We start from the raw sequence: 18,575 nt of genomic DNA, 5'->3' as shown, positions 1-18,575 counted from the left end.
TAGCTACGTTGTAAGGGAGTAAATGTGTCTGGAGGGGTGGCTTTTTTTACGACGGTCATATTAACCGCCCTGCCAGATTCGTTGTAGAGATTACGTTTGCTTTTACGAATTTGGTTCGTACAAATTGAAACCTGATGAAGAACATTTTTGCCCTTTTTGCTGCTGCATCCTGCCTTTTCGTCTCATCCTGCCATCGTCCTGTTGCTTACGTTCAACCGACCTCCCATCCGGCGGCAGCCAGAATCTCGACTGAGCAACCCGTAGCGCAGGCAGATGCATCGGTTTCCGACTTCAGAAAACAGGAAGCCAGGCCGCTGGCCGCTGAGCCACAATCGAGCGCGCCCATCACGGCCAGCCGAAGCAATCAACCGACGCAAACAGAGAGCAGAGCCATCGAACACCGGATGCACCGGATAAACACGCTGTTAACGAGCTCAACGACTGAAGCAACGGATCAGCAACCTGGGCCCAAACCGAAGAAAAAACTACGCTTAGGGAATCAAATTCGGCAAAGCCTTGGTATGAAGCTGCGCCCCGAACTGAACTGGTGGCAGCGCATCAGCTGGAAGCTGAAAGCATCGGTACTGGTCATTCTGGTTGCCGTTCTGTTTGCGATACTGCACGTTACTATACTGGCCATCATTTTTGGTATTGTGGGCGCGTTTCTGCTCATCAGTGGCCTTAAGCGCTCGTTTAAAGTAAGAAGGCCGTGGTTTTGATTTTTGACCCTTCCCATGCTTCGTGTCTTCATGGACCGCTTTACCTGCCGGATGTGCGGTTTGTGAGGACACGAAGCATGGGAAGGAAATGCTGGTTCTAGGGCAACCGCTTTACCGCGTCGTAAATCAGCTTAATGTACTTCTCGCGGTCGATGTCGTAGACAAATTCGGCGTTCGGTGCTTTCTTGAGCACGTCGAAAAAATCGACAACGGTTGTGCCTGCCGTCAGCGTGCCGTTCACTTCAACATCCACGTAACACGGCTTCGAGGTGAACATCGTGGGATCGATAAGCCAGGCAATGGCACAGGGGTCATGGAGGGCGGCACCACCAGTCAGTTCGGGCCGTTCACGCCGGTAATAGATGGAAAAGAAATCCATCAGTTCAGCCACAACCTTGCCCGATTTATTCCCGATAGCGCGGAACAATTCAATGTCTTCCTGAAATACCAGCGCCTTGTGCGTAACATCGAGACCGCACATGGTGATGGGCACGCCCGACCTGAATACAATGGCAGCCGCTTCGGGATCAACATATATATTGAACTCCGCGGTGGGTGTGATGTTGCCACGTAAAGCGCCACCACCCATGATCGAAATCCGTTCGATCTTTGGTTTCAGATGCGGATACGCCAGCAGAAACGTAGCTATGTTAGTCAGTGGTCCCGTTGGTACCAGGGTTACCTTGTCGGTACTCTCGGTCAGAATAGCCGCCATGGCTTCAATAGCCGATAGGGGTTCTGTTTTTACGACAGGTTCCGGTAAAATCGGGCCGTCCATGCCCATTTCTCCATGTACGTTATCGGCAATGATAAGCTCCCGGAAAAGAGGTTTATCGCTGCCTTTGTACACCGGAATAGCAGCGCCGATCAACGTGATGATTTTCACCGCGTTTTTTAGCGTCTTGGCCTGCGTCTGATTGCCCGCCGAGGTCGTAATGGCCCTAATATCAAACCGGTCGCTGCCAAAGGCGAGCATCAGCATGACCGCATCATCGTGTCCGGGGTCGCAGTCAATGATTATGGGTAATTTGCTCATCGTGTAGTCTGTAAAGTTATCCGTCTGCATCAGCGGCTACTATCAGCAGAACGTTCAGATGCCAATATACAGTCATCCGGCTACGTGAATGAATTTTAAATGTACACGTATAGATCTGGCCGTGATCACCTATTTAACTTTACTTAAGTATATTTAACTATTTTTTAATTACAGTTTTGGATCATTTGGGCGCAATTTTACGCTTTTAAAGGATGGAGGCATAGGCGCATTGAGGCCCTCTATATCAGATGATTTTCCAAAAAACAATCCTATATCTGCTGTGTATTTGTTCCCTACTGACGGCCTCTGCACAGACTACGCTGACCTTGCGACAAACACTTCAGCAAGTGCGTGAGAACAGTCCGGCCCTTCGTGTTGAACGACTGACTATCAATGCCGCCCAGGCGGACCAGATCACGGCTAACCTGCGGCCAAACCCCATATTGAATAACCAGACACTGTTTCAACTCCAGCAGACGCCCGGCATTGTGACCCCATCGGGGGAGGGGGTAGGGGTACTCAACCGCCAGCGACGGCAGTTCTGGCTGCAGGCAACCAAGGAGTTTGACATTCACAACAAGCGGGCGTACCGGAATCGATTTGCCGAAGCCAATACTAATCTGGCCATTCGGAGTGTGGCCGAAACGGAGCGTGGACTTTTGTTCGATGCGGCCAATCGCTACCTGGATGCCTGGTATGCCCGCATCCAACTGGCCTTGCTGCAACGGGCTAAAGCAAACGTCGATACACTGGTACAGTTGAATCGAGTTCGTCTTAAGGATTTGGTAATCAGCAGCACTGACCTTACCCGGACGCAGTTGATTTCAGATCAATACGACATTCAGACCCGTACTGCTCAGCAGGATCTTCGGAATCGGCTGAATGAGCTGCGTCTGGTGATCGGCTCGGCCGATAGCATTACGGTGGCACTCAACGACTCGATTATCAATCCAGCCTTTAGGAATCCGCTGAGTTTATACCCGACCGTTAATGCTAGCGCCGACAGTCTGTGGCAACTGGCGGCTACAACCCGTACCGATGTGCGCGTTGCAGAGGCAAATCTTGAGTCGGCCCGACGCAATGTAGCTTTGCAGCAAGTGCTGGCCAAACCGCGCAACGAAGCCGGCTTCATCTGGAACCCCCAGAATGCGGTTCCCTATGCGGGGGTTTTTCTGACCCTCGAACTACCCGTTTACAGCCGTAACCAGGGCGAAATTCAAAAGTCCCGCGTGCTGCAGGATCAGGCGGATCAGGCGGCTGCCCTCGTTCAGCGACAGATACAGGCTGAAGTGCAAACGGCTTACCAATCCTTTGCGACGAGTCGTCAGAATATTGAACGATATGTTGGTATCCGGCGCGATGCCGACAGGGTGCTGGCCTCGGTTCGGTACGCGTATCTGCGGGGAGCCACAACGCTCATTGACCTGTTGCAGGCCCAAACGTCCTGGTTCGATACGCAAACGGCTTATTACCAGTCTCTTTATGCCCACCGTCAAAACTATGTCCGGTTGCTGTACGTAACGGGTCAGATTAACGCTTACTGATCATGAAACTTCGTCCGATCGTCCTGCTGGCCCTACTAACCGTTGCCTGCAAAGACAAACCAAAGCCGGTTGTTACCGCCATACCGCACCCAACCATCACTGCCGATGGCGTGCGTATCTCGTTTCCGGATTCGCTGATGATGAGTCCCTTTACAACCCAGCCAGCCCGGTCGGGGGCCATCCGTACCGACTTTTCGGCACCGGGGCATGTGGCGGCTATGGTTGTACGGTCGACGGAAAACCCGTCCGAACGGCTGGTTCTGTTCGATGAACCAAGTTTGTCCAGTAACTACACGGCTATTTTGCAGCACCGGATCAATATTCAGACGGAACGCGGTAATCTGGAACGGGTCAAAGACTTACAGGCGCATGGGGCCGCATCGGGTAAAGAAGTGATTGAAGCGCAAACGCAGCTGGCCAATGAAGAAGCGGCCATCATTTCGGACGAAGCCACCCTGAAGCTGGCGGGTTTCGACCCCGAAGCGCTTCGGAAAGCACGACCGAATACGATTCTGGTGGTGTGCGAGATACCGGAAAATCAGTTTGGCAGCATCCGGAAGGGGCTGGTCTGTACGCTCAAGTTCACGGCTTTCCCCAACGAGCGGTTCACGGGTGTCATTGATAACGTCAACGACTATGTCGACAACACGACCCGCCAGATCAAGCTGCGTATTTCAGTGCCAAACCCCGACGGCCGACTCAAGGCGGGCATGTTTGCAACGGCAGAATTCGGTGTTTCGGAAGGCAATCTGATGACCGTCTCGCGCGAGGCTATTGTAACGGTACAGGGCCGCGATTATGTCTTTATCCAGACGGGCCCCAGAGCCGTTGAACGGCGGCCTGTTGAACTGGGACAGCAGCGGGCCGACCGGGTGGTTGTGCAGAACGGGCTGAACGAAAATGACCAGGTGGTTACGGCCAACGTGCTGCAATTGAAAGGCTTAAGTTTTGGGTATTGATGTTTGGGCTAAGCTCCCGCTTGGCCCCTGTCAGCTCTTAATAAGGCCAGGTGGGAGCCTGGGCCAGACCATATAGATGATTCAGAAACTGATCTTATTTTCCCTCAAAAACCGCTGGATTGTTGTTGGTGTTGCGGTGGCTGTTATGGGGCTGGGGTTATGGTGTTTCAAACTACTCAAGATTGAAGCCTACCCCGATATTGCGGATACCAATGTCATTGTCATCAGCAAATACGATGGCCGGGCGGCCGAAGAGGTTGAGCAGCAGGTAACCATTCCGATTGAGCGCGTGCTGAACAATGTACCGCACGTAACGGATCGCCGGTCGCGGACTATTTTTGGCTTGTCGGTGGTACAGCTGAACTTTGATGAAACGGTTACTGATTACTTTGCCCGGCAGCAGATCATTGAGCGGCTCAGCAGTGCCCAGTTGCCCGATGGCGTTTCGCCGGAGCTGGCTCCATTGACTACCGCCGTTGGCGAAATTTACCGGTACGTGATTGAAGCACCAGCGAGCATGACACCCATGCAACTGCGCGATTTGCAGGATTGGGTCATCATTCCGCAGTTGCTTCAGGTGCCCGGACTGGCCGACATAACTACGTTTGGCGGGCCGATCAAACAGTACCAGGTTATTCCTGATCCGGCTAAGCTGCGTAAGTTCGGCCTGACGTTACAGGATGTTATTGAGGCTGTCCAGAAGAATAACCAGAACACGGGCGGGAACGTTATTTCCCGAGGGGGACAGGGCTTCGCCGTACGTGGGCTGGGGGCGCTAAAATCTCCCGACGATGTGCAGAACATTGTGCTTAAAGCAAACGAAGGCGTACCCATTCTGGTCCGTGATGTGGCCAGTGTCGAGATAAATCCACCGTCGCCTTCGGGGATTCTGGGCTACCGGATTCCTGATGAAAAGCTGGATGTGATTGGGGCCACCGAAGGAATCGTTCTGCTCCGGCGGGGAGAAAACCCAAGCGAAGTGCTGGAATTGCTGAAAGAGAAGATTGCCGATCTCGAAGCACGCGAACTGCCTAAAGGGGTTCACTTACGGGTGCTCTACGACCGTGGTTTTTTAATCGATCACTCGTTAGAAACCGTTGCTCATACCCTCATTGAAGGAATTTCCATTGTGGCGATCCTGCTGGTGCTGTTTCTGGGTAGCCTGCGGGCGGCCCTGGTTGTTACGGTTACGATTCCGTTTTCGCTGCTATTCGCGTTTATCCTGATGAAACTAGTTGGTATTCCGGCCAACCTCCTGTCGCTGGGTGCCATCGACTTCGGGATCATTGTCGACGGAGCCAGCGTGATGGCTGAACACCTCATCAGGCGCTACCGATCAGCGGGACCCGCCGACCGTAATCAGGGTATTGTGAACGTCACGGCCCGATCGGCAGGGGAAGTAGCCCGGGAAATTTTCTTCTCAGTAACCATCATCATTCTGGCGTATATGCCGATTTTGCTGATGCAACGCGTTGAAGGGAAGTTATTTAGCCCCATGGCGCTGACCCTGTCGTTTGCCGTAATCGGTTCCCTAATTTGTGCGCTGACGGTTATTCCGGTACTCATTTCGTTTGCCTTCCGTAAGGTGCTCACACCCGGCGGAAAACCCCTGAAAGAACATAAAAACTTTTTGCTGTCGCCCCTGGAGCGGGGGTACCAATGGTTATTGACATCAACGCTGTTTCGGGCACCGGGCCTGGTCGTTGGGGTTGGCATGACAGTTGTGCTGGTCATGATTGGCTTGGGATTGAAACTCGGTACCGAATTCCTGCCCGAACTCGACGAAGGATCTATTTTTATGCGAGCCTTTATGCCGTCGGGTATTACCATTCAGGAGAATGCGAAGATTGCCCCCAAGATTCGGGACATTATCAGTACCTACAAACCGGTCAGTTTTGTCATTACCCAGTCGGGTCGTAACGACGACGGCACGGATCCATTCCCAACCGACCGTACCGAAATCCTGATTGGGCTTAAAGAATACAGCACCTGGTCGGATACGATCTCGAAGAAGGAGATTGTGCGGTCTATGCAGGCTGAGTTACAGGAAGCTTTTCCGGGAGCGTTCTTTTCTTCGGGTCAGCCGATTATCGATCAGGTAATGGAAATCGTGACGGGTAGTGCGGCCGACCTGGCTATTTCGGTCGTGGGCAACGACCTGACGCTCATGCGCGCTAAAGCCGACAGCATTGCGGCTCTGGTAAAGGGCATGAACGGTGCCGTATCGGTAAACATCGAGCAGGAGGGGCCGCAGGATCAGTTGGCCATCAACATCAACCGGCCAGCGGCCGCGCGGTACGGCATCAACGTGGCTGAAATTGAGAACATGATCGAAGCTGCCATTGGTGGGAAAGCCATTGGCTCCATTTACGATGAAGCCAAGCGCTACGACATTGTGGTGCGGTTTACGCCCGAAAGCCGGGGCAGTATTGAGGCCATCCGGTTGCTGCAGGTACCCTCCGCAACGGGGGCGCTCGTTCCCATGAGTGAACTGGCCGATATCCGGTACGTGCAGGGCCAAACAAACATTTACCGGATTAACGGCAAGCGAATGGTGACGGTTCGGACCAACATTCGTGGTCGTGATCAGGGTGGGTTTGTGAAGGAAATCAGCGAGAAGGTTCATCAGCACGTCAGGATTCCGGAAGGGTACAGCGTCATTTACGGTGGCCAGTACGAAAACCTCGAACGGGCTGGTGGTCAGTTAGCTGTCTCCATACCGCTGACGATTGTCGTGGTTTTTCTGTTCCTGTTCATGCTGTACGGAAACGTCCGTGATACCCTATTGACCCTTACGTGTCTGCTGTTTGCGCTGGCTGGCGGTATTGGTGCCTTGCTGCTTCGGGGTTATAATTTTAACGTGTCGGCGGGGGTGGGTTTTGTGTCGATCTTCGGTATTTCGGTTATGGCGGGTGTGTTGCTCGTATCGGCCCTGAACCGAAATCTGGTCAATAACCCAAAGTCCCTAAAGGAAATCACCATTGAAACGGCGCAGGAGCAATTTCGGGCCATTATGGCGATTATGGTTGTGGCCATTATTGGTCTGGTGCCGGCTGCCATTTCGAGCGGTATTGGTTCTGATGTACAGCGACCCTTGGCGACGGTTATCATCGGTGGTCTGACGACAACGCTGTTTTTCGCGCCACTCATTATTCCCCCCCTGTTCTACCTCGTTAACCGCAGACGGCCCCGCCCAACAGTAATTGACTCGTCCGGACATCCCACCCCGGAGCCTATTGAGGAAGGGACGGAAATATAGGGTCCTTTGCTGCTTATATCCTCGGCCTGTGTCTTCACGGGACGCTTAACTATGGCGAAGTTATGGCTGGCGCAAAAGCGTACCGTGAAGACGCGGAACGAGGAGATGAGCAGGTTAAACTTGTTTCTTCGAGGACTAGGTGGAGTCAGTTTCTTAAAACTGACTCCACGGAAAAATTCTTTTGGCAGTAAGGGATTACACCTTAATCTACCTCCAGAATGATTTTACCAATATGCTCGCTACTGACCATCAAGTCCTGGGCTTTAGCGGCCTCGGATAAAGGAAATGTGCGGTAAATGACCGGTTTAAGTCGGCCGTCGGACAGGAGGGGCCATACTTGTTTTTCAACGTCGGCGGTGAGGTTCGCTTTGAAGTTGGCATCGCGCGGTTTCAACATGCTCCCGCTCATTGTAATTCGCTTTTGCATCAACGTTGGAATGTGAATCTGGCTGTTAGCCCCCTGCATGGCATTGATGAACATGAGTCGGCCATCCATTGCTAGCAGGCGCAGGTTTTTGGGGGTATACTCCCCGCCAACCATATCCAGAATGACGTTGATGTCTATGTCGGTCAGGGCCTTTTCAAAATCTTCTTTCTTGTAGTTAACACACTTTACGGCGCCTATCTGCTCGCAAAAAGCGCATTTTTCGTCACTCCCCGCCGTGGCGTAGGCATTGGCTCCGAACGCTTTGGCCAACTGAATCGCGGTTACACCAATGCCACTGCTGCCACCATGCACCAACAAATTTTCTCCATCGGATAAATGCCCCCATCGGAAAACCGTTGACCAAACGGTCAAGATCGTTTCAGGTAACGAAGCGGCTTCCACAAACGAGGTATTCGGTGGAACGGGTAAGCAGTGTCGCTCATCCACAGTCACATATTCGGCATATCCCCCTCCGCTGATGAGCGCGCATACCGAATCGCCGATTTTCCACCGGTTTGTGTTGGGACCATATTGTTCCACAATGCCCGCTACTTCCAGGCCGGGAATCTGTCCGGTAGGGTCCATCTTGTAGCCACCGGTTCGCTGGTGAATATCGCTTCGATTAACGCCCGCTGCTCGTACTCGTACAAGAACTTGTCCCGATTGGGGCTGCGGAGTCGGTTGCTCCTGTAATTCGAGAACGGAACTGTCGCCGGGGCGTGTGATCCTGATTGCTTTCATACTAGCATAACCATTGCGGCCGCCTTTTGTCAGAAAAGATACCCCGTTCTGAGTGAAGAACTGGTTTTTCGAAACCACCTTAGCACGAAATAAGTAGTTATAAGTAAGAACTCACAAACTGAATGATGGCTCAGCTCGATCAATCTGTCTCCGCTATTAATGATGCCGTTCGTAAGCAATTGATTGCCTTGCTCACTGGCAGTAATGCCCACCAGTCATTCGACGATGCGGTTAATGATTTACCGGCCGAGCTCCGCGGAGTAAAGCCCGACAAACTGCCGTATAGCATCTGGCAACTCGTCGATCACATTCGCCGTGTGCAGTGGGATATTCTTGCCTTCTCCCGCGATGCAACGCACGAATCACCACCCTGGCCGTCAGGGTATTGGACGGAGGACGTAGCCCCAGCCGATGAGTCCGCCTGGCGGCAGGCGCTGGAACAAATCAGATCAGACCGCGATGCGTTCGTGTCCCTGCTAAACGACCCCACCCGTGATCTGTATAGCTCCTTCGAGCACGGCGACGGCCAGAATTTACTCCGCGAAGCGATGCTGATCGCTGACCACAATGCTTACCATATCGGCGAGATTATTATCATCCGGCGGTTGCTGAACGCGTGGAACAGTAGGTAAGGTATTGCCTGATGAACAGGCATTCCCCGTCTTGTGTATCCTCGCCCATGTCCTCACGGGTTGCTCCCGGAATAGCAACGCTGAGGCTAACGCAAAAACGGCCCGTGGGGACACGGGCCGGGGATACACTCAATTTACTTCATTATTTCTCACGCGAACTTCTCCAGTTGTTTTACCAGCACGTTGAAATCTTTTGGATAGGGGGCTTCAAATGACTGCTCTTCGCCATTCAGTAACGCAAAGGTCAAAGAACGTGCGTGGAGGGCAACCCGATGAATAAGCGGAAGCTCTTCCGTACCTTCTTTCAGATTAAAGTTTCGTTTTACATCCGATAAAAAGACCGGTTTGCCACCGTAGGTCGGATCGTTGACGATGGGGGCTTTCAGACACATCAAATGGACCCGAATCTGGTGCATTCGACCCGTAACAGGCATACATTCGACCAGAGTTGTTGTCCGGTAAGCCTGTAACGTATTGAAGATCGTTTCGGCTACTTTACCATGTTCGCGATCAATCCGAACGGCGGTTCCATCTTTAATGGGTGAGATAGGCAAATAGACCGAAATGTCCTCAAAATTATGCACCCCGTTCGTTATGGCATGGTAGCGCTTTGTGACTTCCCGATGCTCAAACTGCATGGCCAGATGGCGGTAAGCCTCCGGGTTTTTAGCGATAGCCAGAATACCCGACGTCTCTTTGTCCAGCCGGTGGCCGAGCTGAGCGTCGGCATGGTATGCTTTAGCCAGGCGCAAAATACTTTGCCCACCCCGGTCAACTGTGCGTTCATCGAGTGAGGCTACATGGGGCGGTTTGTTGATGAGTATATAATCCTCATTTTCAAAGATGATGAGGTCTTCAAAGACTAATTTCATGATAGTTAGTTTACGGCATCTGACTCACGGCACTTGGTAAACGGTAAAAATCGGCAAAGGCCGATTAAACAGAATACTACAGACTCGATACCGTAATCAAACACAAAAAGCCTCCTCCCAGTCGGAAGAGGCTCAAAGTAAATTATCTTGCTAAAGACTATACCGTCAGCGTACCGCGCTCGTAAGCCTTCTGAAGGGTTGCTTCCAGACCATTTTTGTTGATGGTCTTAATGGCCGACGTGGCCACTCTTAAGGTTATCCATTCGCCGGTTGATTCGACGAAGAACCGCTTTTTCTGCAGGTTCGGGAAAAATTTACGCTTGGTTTTATTATTAGCGTGAGAAACGTTGTTTCCCGTGCGTGTGCGCTTTCCTGTGATTTGACAAACTCTGGCCATTACCGTACTCGTTTTCCGTATGAGGGCGCAAAATTGGCTAAATAATTCATAATCTGCAAGTCATTCCTCCTTTTTTTTGAACCCATAGGGGCAATGGCGGCATCCGTTCCGGCAACAGTAGCCGCGTTTCAGGTGATAAGCGGCCGTAAAAACCACATACCCCTCGGGTGTGTGGTAAAAATCGTTGTCGGCTAAACCGGGCTCTTTTTTCTTATGGGGTTGCACGGGCCTTGTTTTGGGCTTCTGTTTAAGAAATTGTATTTTTGACATCCAACGGGTTGTAGCATCAGTTAGTTGCAAAACGTTGCCGAACCCGGCCAGGAATCTCACCTTAACCGCTTTTCAATATGACACTCGACCCAACAACGCCCGTCTCGTCTGCCGATAAGGCCATGCAACTGGAATGGAAGTATGGTGCGCACAACTATCATCCCATTCCGGCGGTGCTGACGCGGGGTGAAGGCATCTTTGTTTGGGATGTGGAGGATAAGCGCTATTTTGATTTTCTGTCGGCTTACAGCGCGGTCAGTCAGGGGCATTGCCATCCGCGTATTATCAACGCCATGATGCAGCAGGCCCAGCGCCTGACGCTAACGTCGCGGGCTTTTTACAATGATAGAACTGGTCTTTGCGAAAAATACCTCTGCGACTACTTTGGTTTTGACAAAGCGCTGATTATGAACTCCGGTGCCGAAGGGGGCGAAACGGCGCTGAAACTGACGCGCAAATGGGCCTATAAAGTCAAAGGAATTCCCCAGGATCAGGCTAAGGTGGTATTTGCCGCCGGTAATTTCTGGGGGCGCACGCTGGCTGCTATTTCGTCGTCCACCGATCCCAGCAGTACCAATGATTTTGGGCCGTTATTACCGGGCTACATCATTATTCCCTATGATGACCTCGGAGCGCTGGAAGCTACCCTGAAAAGCGATCCGAACATTGCCGGTTTTATGGTTGAGCCCATTCAGGGCGAAGCAGGCGTGGTCGTGCCGCACGAAGGCTACCTGCGTGGAGTGCGGGATCTGTGCACAAAATACAACGTACTGTTTATTGCGGATGAAGTGCAAACGGGGATTGGACGGACCGGTACCCGTGTTGCCTGTGATCATGAAGGTGTGAAGCCCGATTTGCTCGTACTGGGGAAAGCGCTCTCGGGTGGTACCATGCCTGTATCGGCCGTTATGACATCCGACGAAGTTATGCTAACCATCAGGCCCGGCGAACACGGATCGACCTACGGCGGTAACCCATTGGCTTGTGTTGTTACGATGGAAGCGTTGCAAGTGGTTGCCGATGAGAAGCTAACGGAAAACGCAGCCGCGATGGGCGAAATTTTCCGGGGCCGTATGAACGCGCTGTGCCAGAAAACAGAACTCGTTAAATCTGTGCGGGGCAAGGGCTTACTAAACGCTATTGTGATTCAGGAGCGTCCCGATCTGGGCGAGGAAACGGCCTGGGAAATCTGTTTGAAGTTAAAAGATAACGGCCTGCTGACCAAACCCACCCACGGCGATAAAATTCGATTTGCCCCCCCGCTCGTGATCAACGAAGAGCAGATGCACGAAGCCTGCGATATCATCGAGAAAACGATTCTGGCCTTTTAGGGTTGATATTTTGGTTTTTGGGCATTGCAACGAAGGGGGCAGTACCCAAAAACCAAAACAGCTTATACCTTATCCATTCTTACCGAACCGGTTGGCCATTTCTGAACGTAGCGACAATTTTATCGCCGTCAGCGAAAAAGTAGGTTCCCTTTCCGTTTGGAATATTGTTCTGAAACCAGCCCGCATACTTATCGCCGTTTCGGTAGTAGTAAACGCCGTAGTCGGACCGGAGGTTATCGCGGAAGTTACCTTTGTATTTTAGCTTGCCGTCGGCGTAATATTCTACGCCCTCACCGTGCTTGTCGCCTTCTTCAAACTCCCCGGTGTAGCGTTCGCGGGTCGGGTAAACGAATGTACCGGTGCCGTCTTCACAATCACCGGATACACAGCCGACGGTTGCTGAGCTTCGGACGGGAGCCCTGGGGGCAACCACTGGCCGTGCGGCAACTGTCGGCGTATTCGTTGGGGTAATAGCCTTCGGCGCCATGGCTACGGGCGTTTTGATGGCTGTTCGGCTTTTGGGGTACATAGCCTCCGCTTCCAGCCAGCCTTTCCGAATGGCGTCAATACGAGCTGGTTTTGCCGGATGTGTCGATGTGGCATGTTCATCGCCCAGCGCGCGTACGGCCACCGTTGCGTCATCCAGCGAAGCGCCTAACTGGTGCAGCACAAATCCCGAAAACTTATCGGCTTCGATCTCTTTTATTGGCTGACCACCCCGCCCGTCAATCGTGTGTCCCTGCAAATGGTGGCCGATTTCGTGCGCCATGATGCTTATGGCCGACCAGTCTGTTTCGGTTTCTTCTTCGATTTGCGCCATAAAAGCACCGTCGTAGACAATGAATCGCTGTCCTTTGAGAACCGTTGCAAAGCAGTTGTCGGTATTAGAACACTCGATGACTTTGAAGTTCCGGATCAGGCCGATGGGTTTCAGGATTCGATCAACAACTTTCTCGGCATGGCCGTTAGACACGGTTGTTGGGGAGCAGACCACCTGCGGGCCAATCTTGCCGCCCGTATAGCTACAAATGAAAGCACCAGACCCCAATGGTACTGTATTGGTTTGGGCAAACAGGGGGCCAGCCAGGGCCGTACTCAACAAAAAAGCAGATAAAGATAAGGCCGATCGCACAGGCATAACCGAGTGGGTTAATCGTTCAACACGGCAGAATAACGACAAAAATGGGTCTGCTATTTTAGGCAGGTAACGGGAAAGTTTTCAACAAAGCTTTTCGTGCTTTGACGGGCGGGGGCTCACTTACTTGAATCGCTGAACGGCTACTTTACCTTTTGCGCCTACCGCATAGCAGATTCCTTTGGCGCAGGCTACCGAGTGAAAACCGTCTGTATCGAGTCGTTGCCAGGTTTGCCCCTGATCGGCAGAGAGGCTCGTGCCCGATGGCCCAACGGTAAGCAGCCGGTCGCCGGGGAGTAGCGCAACGGCTTCCTTCAGGCCGGGCGGATCGGTGGGGGCGAGGAGTTGCCAGGTCTGACCACCATCGCGGGTGATGGCTCCGTTCGGGCCGGGTTGCTGCTCCTGTTTATAGTTTCCGCCAACGACAACTCCAATTTTCTCGGTGAAAAAGTGCATTCCGAACAACCCTGTTGCTTCACCGGCGGGTAGTGGCGTATTGCTGACGGTCCAGGTGCGGCCCCGATCTTTGGACCGAAATACGCGCCCAACTACCCCGCCACCCGACGCGATCCAGACGTTTCGCTTACCCTGGACCGTGATACTGGTACCACTGGCGGCAAAAGCGGCTTCGTTCGGTTCCATCACCGGCAGGCTGGCGGGTGGTACAGGCTGCCAGGTTTTACCGCCGTCGTCAGTTGTCAACATGAACCACCGGCGGCCAACCGATGCATCGGTCAGCGGATCGCTGAAAACAATGCCATACTGATCGTCCCAGAAATCCATTCCGTCAAAAAACACGCCCTCCTGTTGGGTCTGGTAGAGCAGTGTCCAGTGCTGACCACCATCTGTCGTCTTATAAATCCGGGCCTGCCCCTTTTCGGCCGGGCCAGCACTCATCAGGATAGCGGTTTGGGCATCAATGGCCTGAACATCACGAAAATCACAGGTTTGGGCGTCGGGAACAGTACCTGTCTGCCAGGTCTTCCCCCCATCAACTGTACGAACAAACGTGCCTTTAGTACCGCCAATCCAGACCACACCGGCTCCGGCTCCGGCTACACTAACGGCCCGGAAACTGGCATCGGTGCCAACGGATTGAGGTTGCCATTGCGAAAAAGCGGGTACAGCGAACGACAGCGCACCCAAAAGGAGTCCAAGGAGTTGTTTCATGACGGATTAATTGACTGCAAAGTGGCAAAATTTGCCGGGAAAGCCAGTCCATTAATCAACTATATCACATTAGGGTTTCAGACCGCTTGGTTGAGGGAGGGGGGCTGTTTGTTGGGTAGCCGTTTTCAGACGCATGATTTCGTCGGCCTGGCTGCTGGCTTTAAAGTAATAATACAGTCCCAGAATCAGGAATACTTTTGAGAGAACGAACACAGCAATGAACGCAGGGCGCCAGTATTTATGGACCCGGATGTGCGTGTCGTCAACTTCAACATGTACGTACGATTGCTCGTTCGAGCGGAATTCGGCCGATTCTTCGCGTGGCTTTTTGTGAGGAGCCTCTTGCCATTTTTTTATATCCGTTTCGCTGATGCGCAACGAAACCGCTTCCCGAATGCTGGGCGGGGGAGGCACAGCGTTACGAAGGAAGTAATTTTCCATATCCGTTTCGAGTTCGTTCAGTTCGGCCAGTACGTCTGGATCCTTAGCCAGAAGCTGCTCGACTTCTTCCTTCTCTTTCTCTGTAGTGATGCCTAACAGATACGCTTCCAGAATACCGTCTTTTAAATAATTATAGGTCTTCAAGGTATGTGGGCTATTAAGACGAACGGAGCTGTTTGAAATAGGTATAGATGGATTTTAACACGTTGGTTTGAGACAGTTGCAGTTTCTCCGCAATCGCGTCGGTTGAGTATCCCTGACAAAAAGACAATTCGAAAACGGTGTTTTCCACATTATCGTTCGCAGCAAAATTACGGTTTCTGGTAGAATCAGTCACTATCGGCGACGATAAAGTAGCGGTAGATCGGGCGGTAAGTGCTTTTTGCCGCGCCAGTCGAATGATTTCACCGGCAGTGTGGGACGAAGTCCCGGCGTATTCTCTCAACTGGGGCGACGAAAACAAGTCGATCAACACCGCCTGAGCTGGTTCAGGTTCTGGAATGATTCGTAAAATAACGCCATACGCCATTGAGCCGTATCGATCATATAACGTCAACTGACCCACACGTCTGATAACTTCCGGGGAAGTTTGTTTTTGTTCTACCTGTTTCATGCCACGCTCACCACTATATTTAATATGAAAGGGTGGCTAATGACCACCAGTAACTATACCTATTGTAAGTTTATGAAATGGGTTATCGAGTTAATATAAACCTAACGAATGATACAAATTTCATTAAAAATGGGGAAAATTGTATTGAAAACAAAAAAAAGTAAACATATATTAATGGATGTACCTATATGGTATTCGGCGACGTGTGCAGAGGGTCGGAAGGGGAGGAAAAGCAGGTGATGTCACTGGCTGTAGCGATGCCGAATGCTCTGGGTGAGCAACTGATAAATTTCAGCCAGTTTCGGCTGGTCGTTCAGGTAAGTCAGGTGCGTATCAATGGTTGTCAGATCACCCCGGCGGGCCGGACCGGTCTGAACGGCAGCGGGATCCGGGACTTCCAGCCCCTTGCGAATGGTTTCGGAAATGATAGGTCGCAGCAGGTCGAATTCCAGCCCATCCCGAACGGTCAGGTCACGGGCCAGCGTGAGCAGGTGGTTGGTAAAGTTACAGGCAAAAACAGCCGCAACGTGTAGGGTTCGCCGTTCTTCCGATGTAATGATGTAAACGGTATCGCTGATCTCCTGCGCCAGTTGAACCAGCGTATCCTCAGTTGCACTGTCAGCGGCTTCGATACAGAGTGGAATCTCGTCGAAAAGCATAAACGACTGCCCTTTGGTGAAGGTCTGTAGCGGATAAAAAACGCCTGTCTGAACTGGGACATCACTATAAATGGCCATCAGATTTTCCAGCGAGCTAAGCGGCCGGGCCCCCGATGTATGCACAACAATAGCCTTATCGGGTAAAACCAGTTGCGAACAAACGCTTTCGAGGGCGTCATCGGGAGTAGCCAGAATAAAAAGCTGCGACGGGCTATCGGCAAAATTCAGTTCCGAATGCGTACGGGCATCGTAGAGGTTGCTAACCAACTGGCGGGCGTGCTTCAGCTGGTGACTATACACCTCGTTAATGTGATGTCCAGCGCTTTCGAGAGCCGGAGCCAGGTGCCAGGCCAGGTTGCCGGCACCGATAAACGAAATTTCCATGCTCAAGTATAGGCTATTTTGATTAAATGAACGGTGTAGTTAGTCGATTGTCGGTCCAAAGAAAAACGTCTGTCGGGCTCCCCGGCCAGTAGCATTACCTAATTACGTTCGTCGCAGGCTAACTATTTGGGTAATCAACCAGTTACTTACCTTAATTAATCTACTCGATTGTTAGAGTAAAAAGCATACTAGCCAAGTCTCGCCTTCATTCATATGGAAATTCTGGTCCTGATCGTATATGCAATGGCCCTGCTTTTGCTGTTCGTATACAACTGTGGTCAACTAAGTTTAATCGTCAAATACCTGCGTTCGGAAAAGCAGCGCCAAGTAATAGCTCAGTCAGTCAGCCATATCTCACCGGAGAAGCTACCCATGGTAACAGTCCAGTTACCGATTTACAATGAACTGTATGTGGTAGAGCGACTTATTGACGCCGTTGTACAATTGAACTACCCGAAGGACAAACTGGATATACAGTTACTGGATGACTCGACCGATGAAACCGTCGGCATTATTGCCCAAAAAATAGCGGAATACAAGCGGCAGGGTTTTTTCATCGAACATATTCGCCGACCTGAACGTAAAGGCTTCAAAGCCGGTGCTTTGGCGTATGGGCTAACCATTGCCAAGGGGGATCTGCTCGCCATTTTCGACGCTGACTTTGTACCCGATCCGGAGTTTCTGCTAAAAACTATTCCGCACTTTGATGATCCCAAGGTGGCCATCGTACAAACTCGCTGGGAACACTTAAACGAAAACTTTTCGCTAATAACCCAGTTGCAGGCGTTTGGCCTGAACGCGCACTTTACGGTTGAGCAGAGCGGTCGGTACGCGGCCGGATTACTGGCAAATTTCAACGGCACGGGGGGTGTTTGGCGGAAAGCGGCCATTGTTGATGCGGGTGGGTGGCAGAGCGACACCCTCACTGAGGACCTGGACCTGAGCTACCGCGCTCAACTGCGGGGCTGGAAGTTCGTTTACCGCGAAGACGTCGGGTCGCCCGCTGAATTACCCGTGGCCATGAATGCCCTTAAGTCACAGCAATACCGCTGGATGAAAGGGGCGGCCGAGTGTGCCCGGAAGCTCTTTGTGAATGTGCTCAAATCACGGGATGTGTCTTTCTCGATGAAGCTGCACGCATTTTTTCACCTGTTCAGTAGTGCTACGTTTATTCTGGTGCTGTTACTGGGCGTCATGAGCGTCCCTCTGATTTACATTCGCAGCCAGCACCCGGAGTGGGAGTGGGTATTCGTGGTTATTAATTTGTTTCAGTTCAACTTATTGATTCTGATTACTTTTTACGGAATCCCGATCTGGTTTTTGAAAGGGGCAAACAAGAGTAAGCTGGCCTGGTATTTCCCCATGTATTCGTCGCTTATGATGGGCCTGTCGCTGCACAACACGATTGCCGTTATTGAAGGATACATGGGCCGGAAAACGCCGTTTGTGCGTACGCCGAAGTTTAATGTCAAGACGGCGGCCGACAGCTGGGCGGCCAATAAGTACATCAGTCGGCGAATCAGCTGGCTAACAGTAGCCGAAGGGCTACTGGCCTTTTATTTTTTGGGGGGTCTGGCGCTGGCTGTTTACATCCACGATTACCGCATGTTTTTTCTTCACATAATGCTCATGGTCGGCTTCGGTATGGTTACCATTTATTCACTGATTCAGGCCGTAAAGCGTTCGGCGCCAGTGCATCTCTAGGCCATCTCCGGCACAAAATGCTTGTTTCAATAAGGTAAAGAGTAACGAATTGCGGGTAGATTCTGGCTTGGTAATTGTAGGGTTTTGCAGGGAACACACCCATCGTTATCGAGGAAAACGTCGAAACGGTGGGTTGCTTGTTCGTATGACATCTGCTTAATTTATACTTTTGTTTATCGTTTATGCTGAATCTTAACGAGCGGCCAGGGAAAAAATCTTTCTGACAACAGACGATTGGCCTGTTTCCGGCCGTTTGATAGAAGAACGGCCCATTCGCTACTA

17 protein-coding genes are annotated in these 18,575 nt (G+C 51.7%); 7 read left to right on the top strand and 10 right to left on the bottom strand.

Going from position 1 to position 18,575, the window contains the following annotated elements; translation table 11 throughout:
* The first annotated feature begins 134 nt into the window (after positions 1–134).
* The gene (locus ACYU87_RS20480) at positions 135–719 is read left to right on the top strand and encodes a hypothetical protein (protein ID WP_461135962.1); all 585 of its coding nucleotides are present in this window, start codon (positions 135–137) and stop codon (positions 717–719) included.
* Positions 720–816: 97 nt separating this feature from the next.
* Here ACYU87_RS20480 and ACYU87_RS20475 read toward each other — a convergent pair whose 3' ends face one another.
* Entirely contained in the window at positions 817–1,755 is a 939-nt protein-coding gene (locus tag ACYU87_RS20475) for a nucleoside hydrolase (protein ID WP_461135961.1), read from the bottom strand.
* A 326-nt stretch (positions 1,756–2,081) separates the two neighbouring features.
* Between ACYU87_RS20475 and ACYU87_RS20470 the strand changes: the two genes are divergently transcribed.
* From ACYU87_RS20470 to ACYU87_RS20460, 3 genes are all read left to right on the top strand, one after another.
* Complete coding sequence (locus ACYU87_RS20470) at positions 2,082–3,299, top strand: TolC family protein (RefSeq protein ID WP_461135960.1); 1,218 nt, start codon at positions 2,082–2,084, stop codon at positions 3,297–3,299.
* 2 nt (positions 3,300–3,301) lie between these two features.
* Positions 3,302–4,258 carry an efflux RND transporter periplasmic adaptor subunit gene (locus ACYU87_RS20465; RefSeq protein ID WP_461135959.1) on the top strand — a complete coding sequence of 319 codons (957 nt, stop codon included), beginning with the start codon at positions 3,302–3,304 and terminating at the stop codon, positions 4,256–4,258.
* A 76-nt stretch (positions 4,259–4,334) separates the two neighbouring features.
* A complete protein-coding gene (locus ACYU87_RS20460) occupies positions 4,335–7,517 on the top strand; it encodes an efflux RND transporter permease subunit (protein WP_461135958.1) in 3,183 nt (1,060 codons plus the stop codon).
* Between the two features lie 202 nt (positions 7,518–7,719).
* Here the strand turns inward: ACYU87_RS20460 and ACYU87_RS20455 are convergent, their stop codons facing one another.
* On the bottom strand, positions 7,720–8,685 hold the full coding sequence (locus tag ACYU87_RS20455) for an NAD(P)H-quinone oxidoreductase (protein WP_461135957.1): 966 nt from the start codon (positions 8,683–8,685) through the stop codon (positions 7,720–7,722).
* Positions 8,686–8,807: 122 nt separating this feature from the next.
* On the opposite strand from ACYU87_RS20455, the gene ACYU87_RS20450 reads away from it, so the two are divergent.
* On the top strand, positions 8,808–9,317 hold the full coding sequence (locus ACYU87_RS20450; protein WP_461135956.1) for a DinB family protein: 510 nt from the start codon (positions 8,808–8,810) through the stop codon (positions 9,315–9,317).
* Between the two features lie 149 nt (positions 9,318–9,466).
* On the opposite strand, the gene ACYU87_RS20445 is transcribed toward ACYU87_RS20450, so the two are convergent.
* The 3 genes from ACYU87_RS20445 to ACYU87_RS20435 all read right to left on the bottom strand — a co-directional run bounded on the left by ACYU87_RS20445 (position 9,467) and on the right by ACYU87_RS20435 (position 10,856).
* Positions 9,467–10,189 carry an RluA family pseudouridine synthase gene (locus ACYU87_RS20445; RefSeq protein ID WP_461135955.1) on the bottom strand — a complete coding sequence of 241 codons (723 nt, stop codon included), beginning with the start codon at positions 10,187–10,189 and terminating at the stop codon, positions 9,467–9,469.
* A 157-nt stretch (positions 10,190–10,346) separates the two neighbouring features.
* Positions 10,347–10,586 carry a 50S ribosomal protein L28 gene (rpmB, locus tag ACYU87_RS20440; protein WP_046375705.1) on the bottom strand — a complete coding sequence of 80 codons (240 nt, stop codon included), beginning with the start codon at positions 10,584–10,586 and terminating at the stop codon, positions 10,347–10,349.
* A 60-nt stretch (positions 10,587–10,646) separates the two neighbouring features.
* Positions 10,647–10,856 (bottom strand): DUF5522 domain-containing protein, encoded by a 210-nt coding sequence (locus ACYU87_RS20435; protein ID WP_461135954.1) that lies wholly within the window; start codon positions 10,854–10,856, stop codon positions 10,647–10,649.
* A 77-nt stretch (positions 10,857–10,933) separates the two neighbouring features.
* Between ACYU87_RS20435 and rocD the strand changes: the two genes are divergently transcribed.
* A complete protein-coding gene (rocD, locus tag ACYU87_RS20430; protein ID WP_461135953.1) occupies positions 10,934–12,187 on the top strand; it encodes an ornithine--oxo-acid transaminase in 1,254 nt (417 codons plus the stop codon).
* 79 nt (positions 12,188–12,266) lie between these two features.
* On the opposite strand, the gene ACYU87_RS20425 is transcribed toward rocD, so the two are convergent.
* From ACYU87_RS20425 to ACYU87_RS20405, 5 genes are all read right to left on the bottom strand, one after another.
* Positions 12,267–13,325: a hypothetical protein gene (locus tag ACYU87_RS20425; RefSeq protein WP_461135952.1), complete on the bottom strand. Its 1,059-nt coding sequence runs from the start codon at positions 13,323–13,325 to the stop codon at positions 12,267–12,269.
* Between the two features lie 120 nt (positions 13,326–13,445).
* Positions 13,446–14,492 carry a WD40/YVTN/BNR-like repeat-containing protein gene (locus ACYU87_RS20420; RefSeq protein WP_461135951.1) on the bottom strand — a complete coding sequence of 349 codons (1,047 nt, stop codon included), beginning with the start codon at positions 14,490–14,492 and terminating at the stop codon, positions 13,446–13,448.
* A gap of 69 nt (positions 14,493–14,561) precedes the next feature.
* Positions 14,562–15,077: a hypothetical protein gene (locus ACYU87_RS20415; RefSeq protein WP_461135950.1), complete on the bottom strand. Its 516-nt coding sequence runs from the start codon at positions 15,075–15,077 to the stop codon at positions 14,562–14,564.
* A gap of 13 nt (positions 15,078–15,090) precedes the next feature.
* Complete coding sequence (locus tag ACYU87_RS20410; RefSeq protein WP_461135949.1) at positions 15,091–15,546, bottom strand: hypothetical protein; 456 nt, start codon at positions 15,544–15,546, stop codon at positions 15,091–15,093.
* A 242-nt stretch (positions 15,547–15,788) separates the two neighbouring features.
* Positions 15,789–16,589, bottom strand: coding sequence for a Rossmann-like and DUF2520 domain-containing protein (locus ACYU87_RS20405; protein WP_461135948.1), 801 nt, complete (start codon positions 16,587–16,589; stop codon positions 15,789–15,791).
* A 213-nt stretch (positions 16,590–16,802) separates the two neighbouring features.
* Between ACYU87_RS20405 and ACYU87_RS20400 the strand changes: the two genes are divergently transcribed.
* Positions 16,803–18,293 carry a cellulose synthase family protein gene (locus ACYU87_RS20400; RefSeq protein WP_461135947.1) on the top strand — a complete coding sequence of 497 codons (1,491 nt, stop codon included), beginning with the start codon at positions 16,803–16,805 and terminating at the stop codon, positions 18,291–18,293.
* The last annotated feature ends 282 nt before the right edge of the window (positions 18,294–18,575 follow it).

The organism is Spirosoma lituiforme (assembly GCF_054776635.1).
This window is presented reverse-complemented; position numbering and strand designations above follow the sequence as displayed.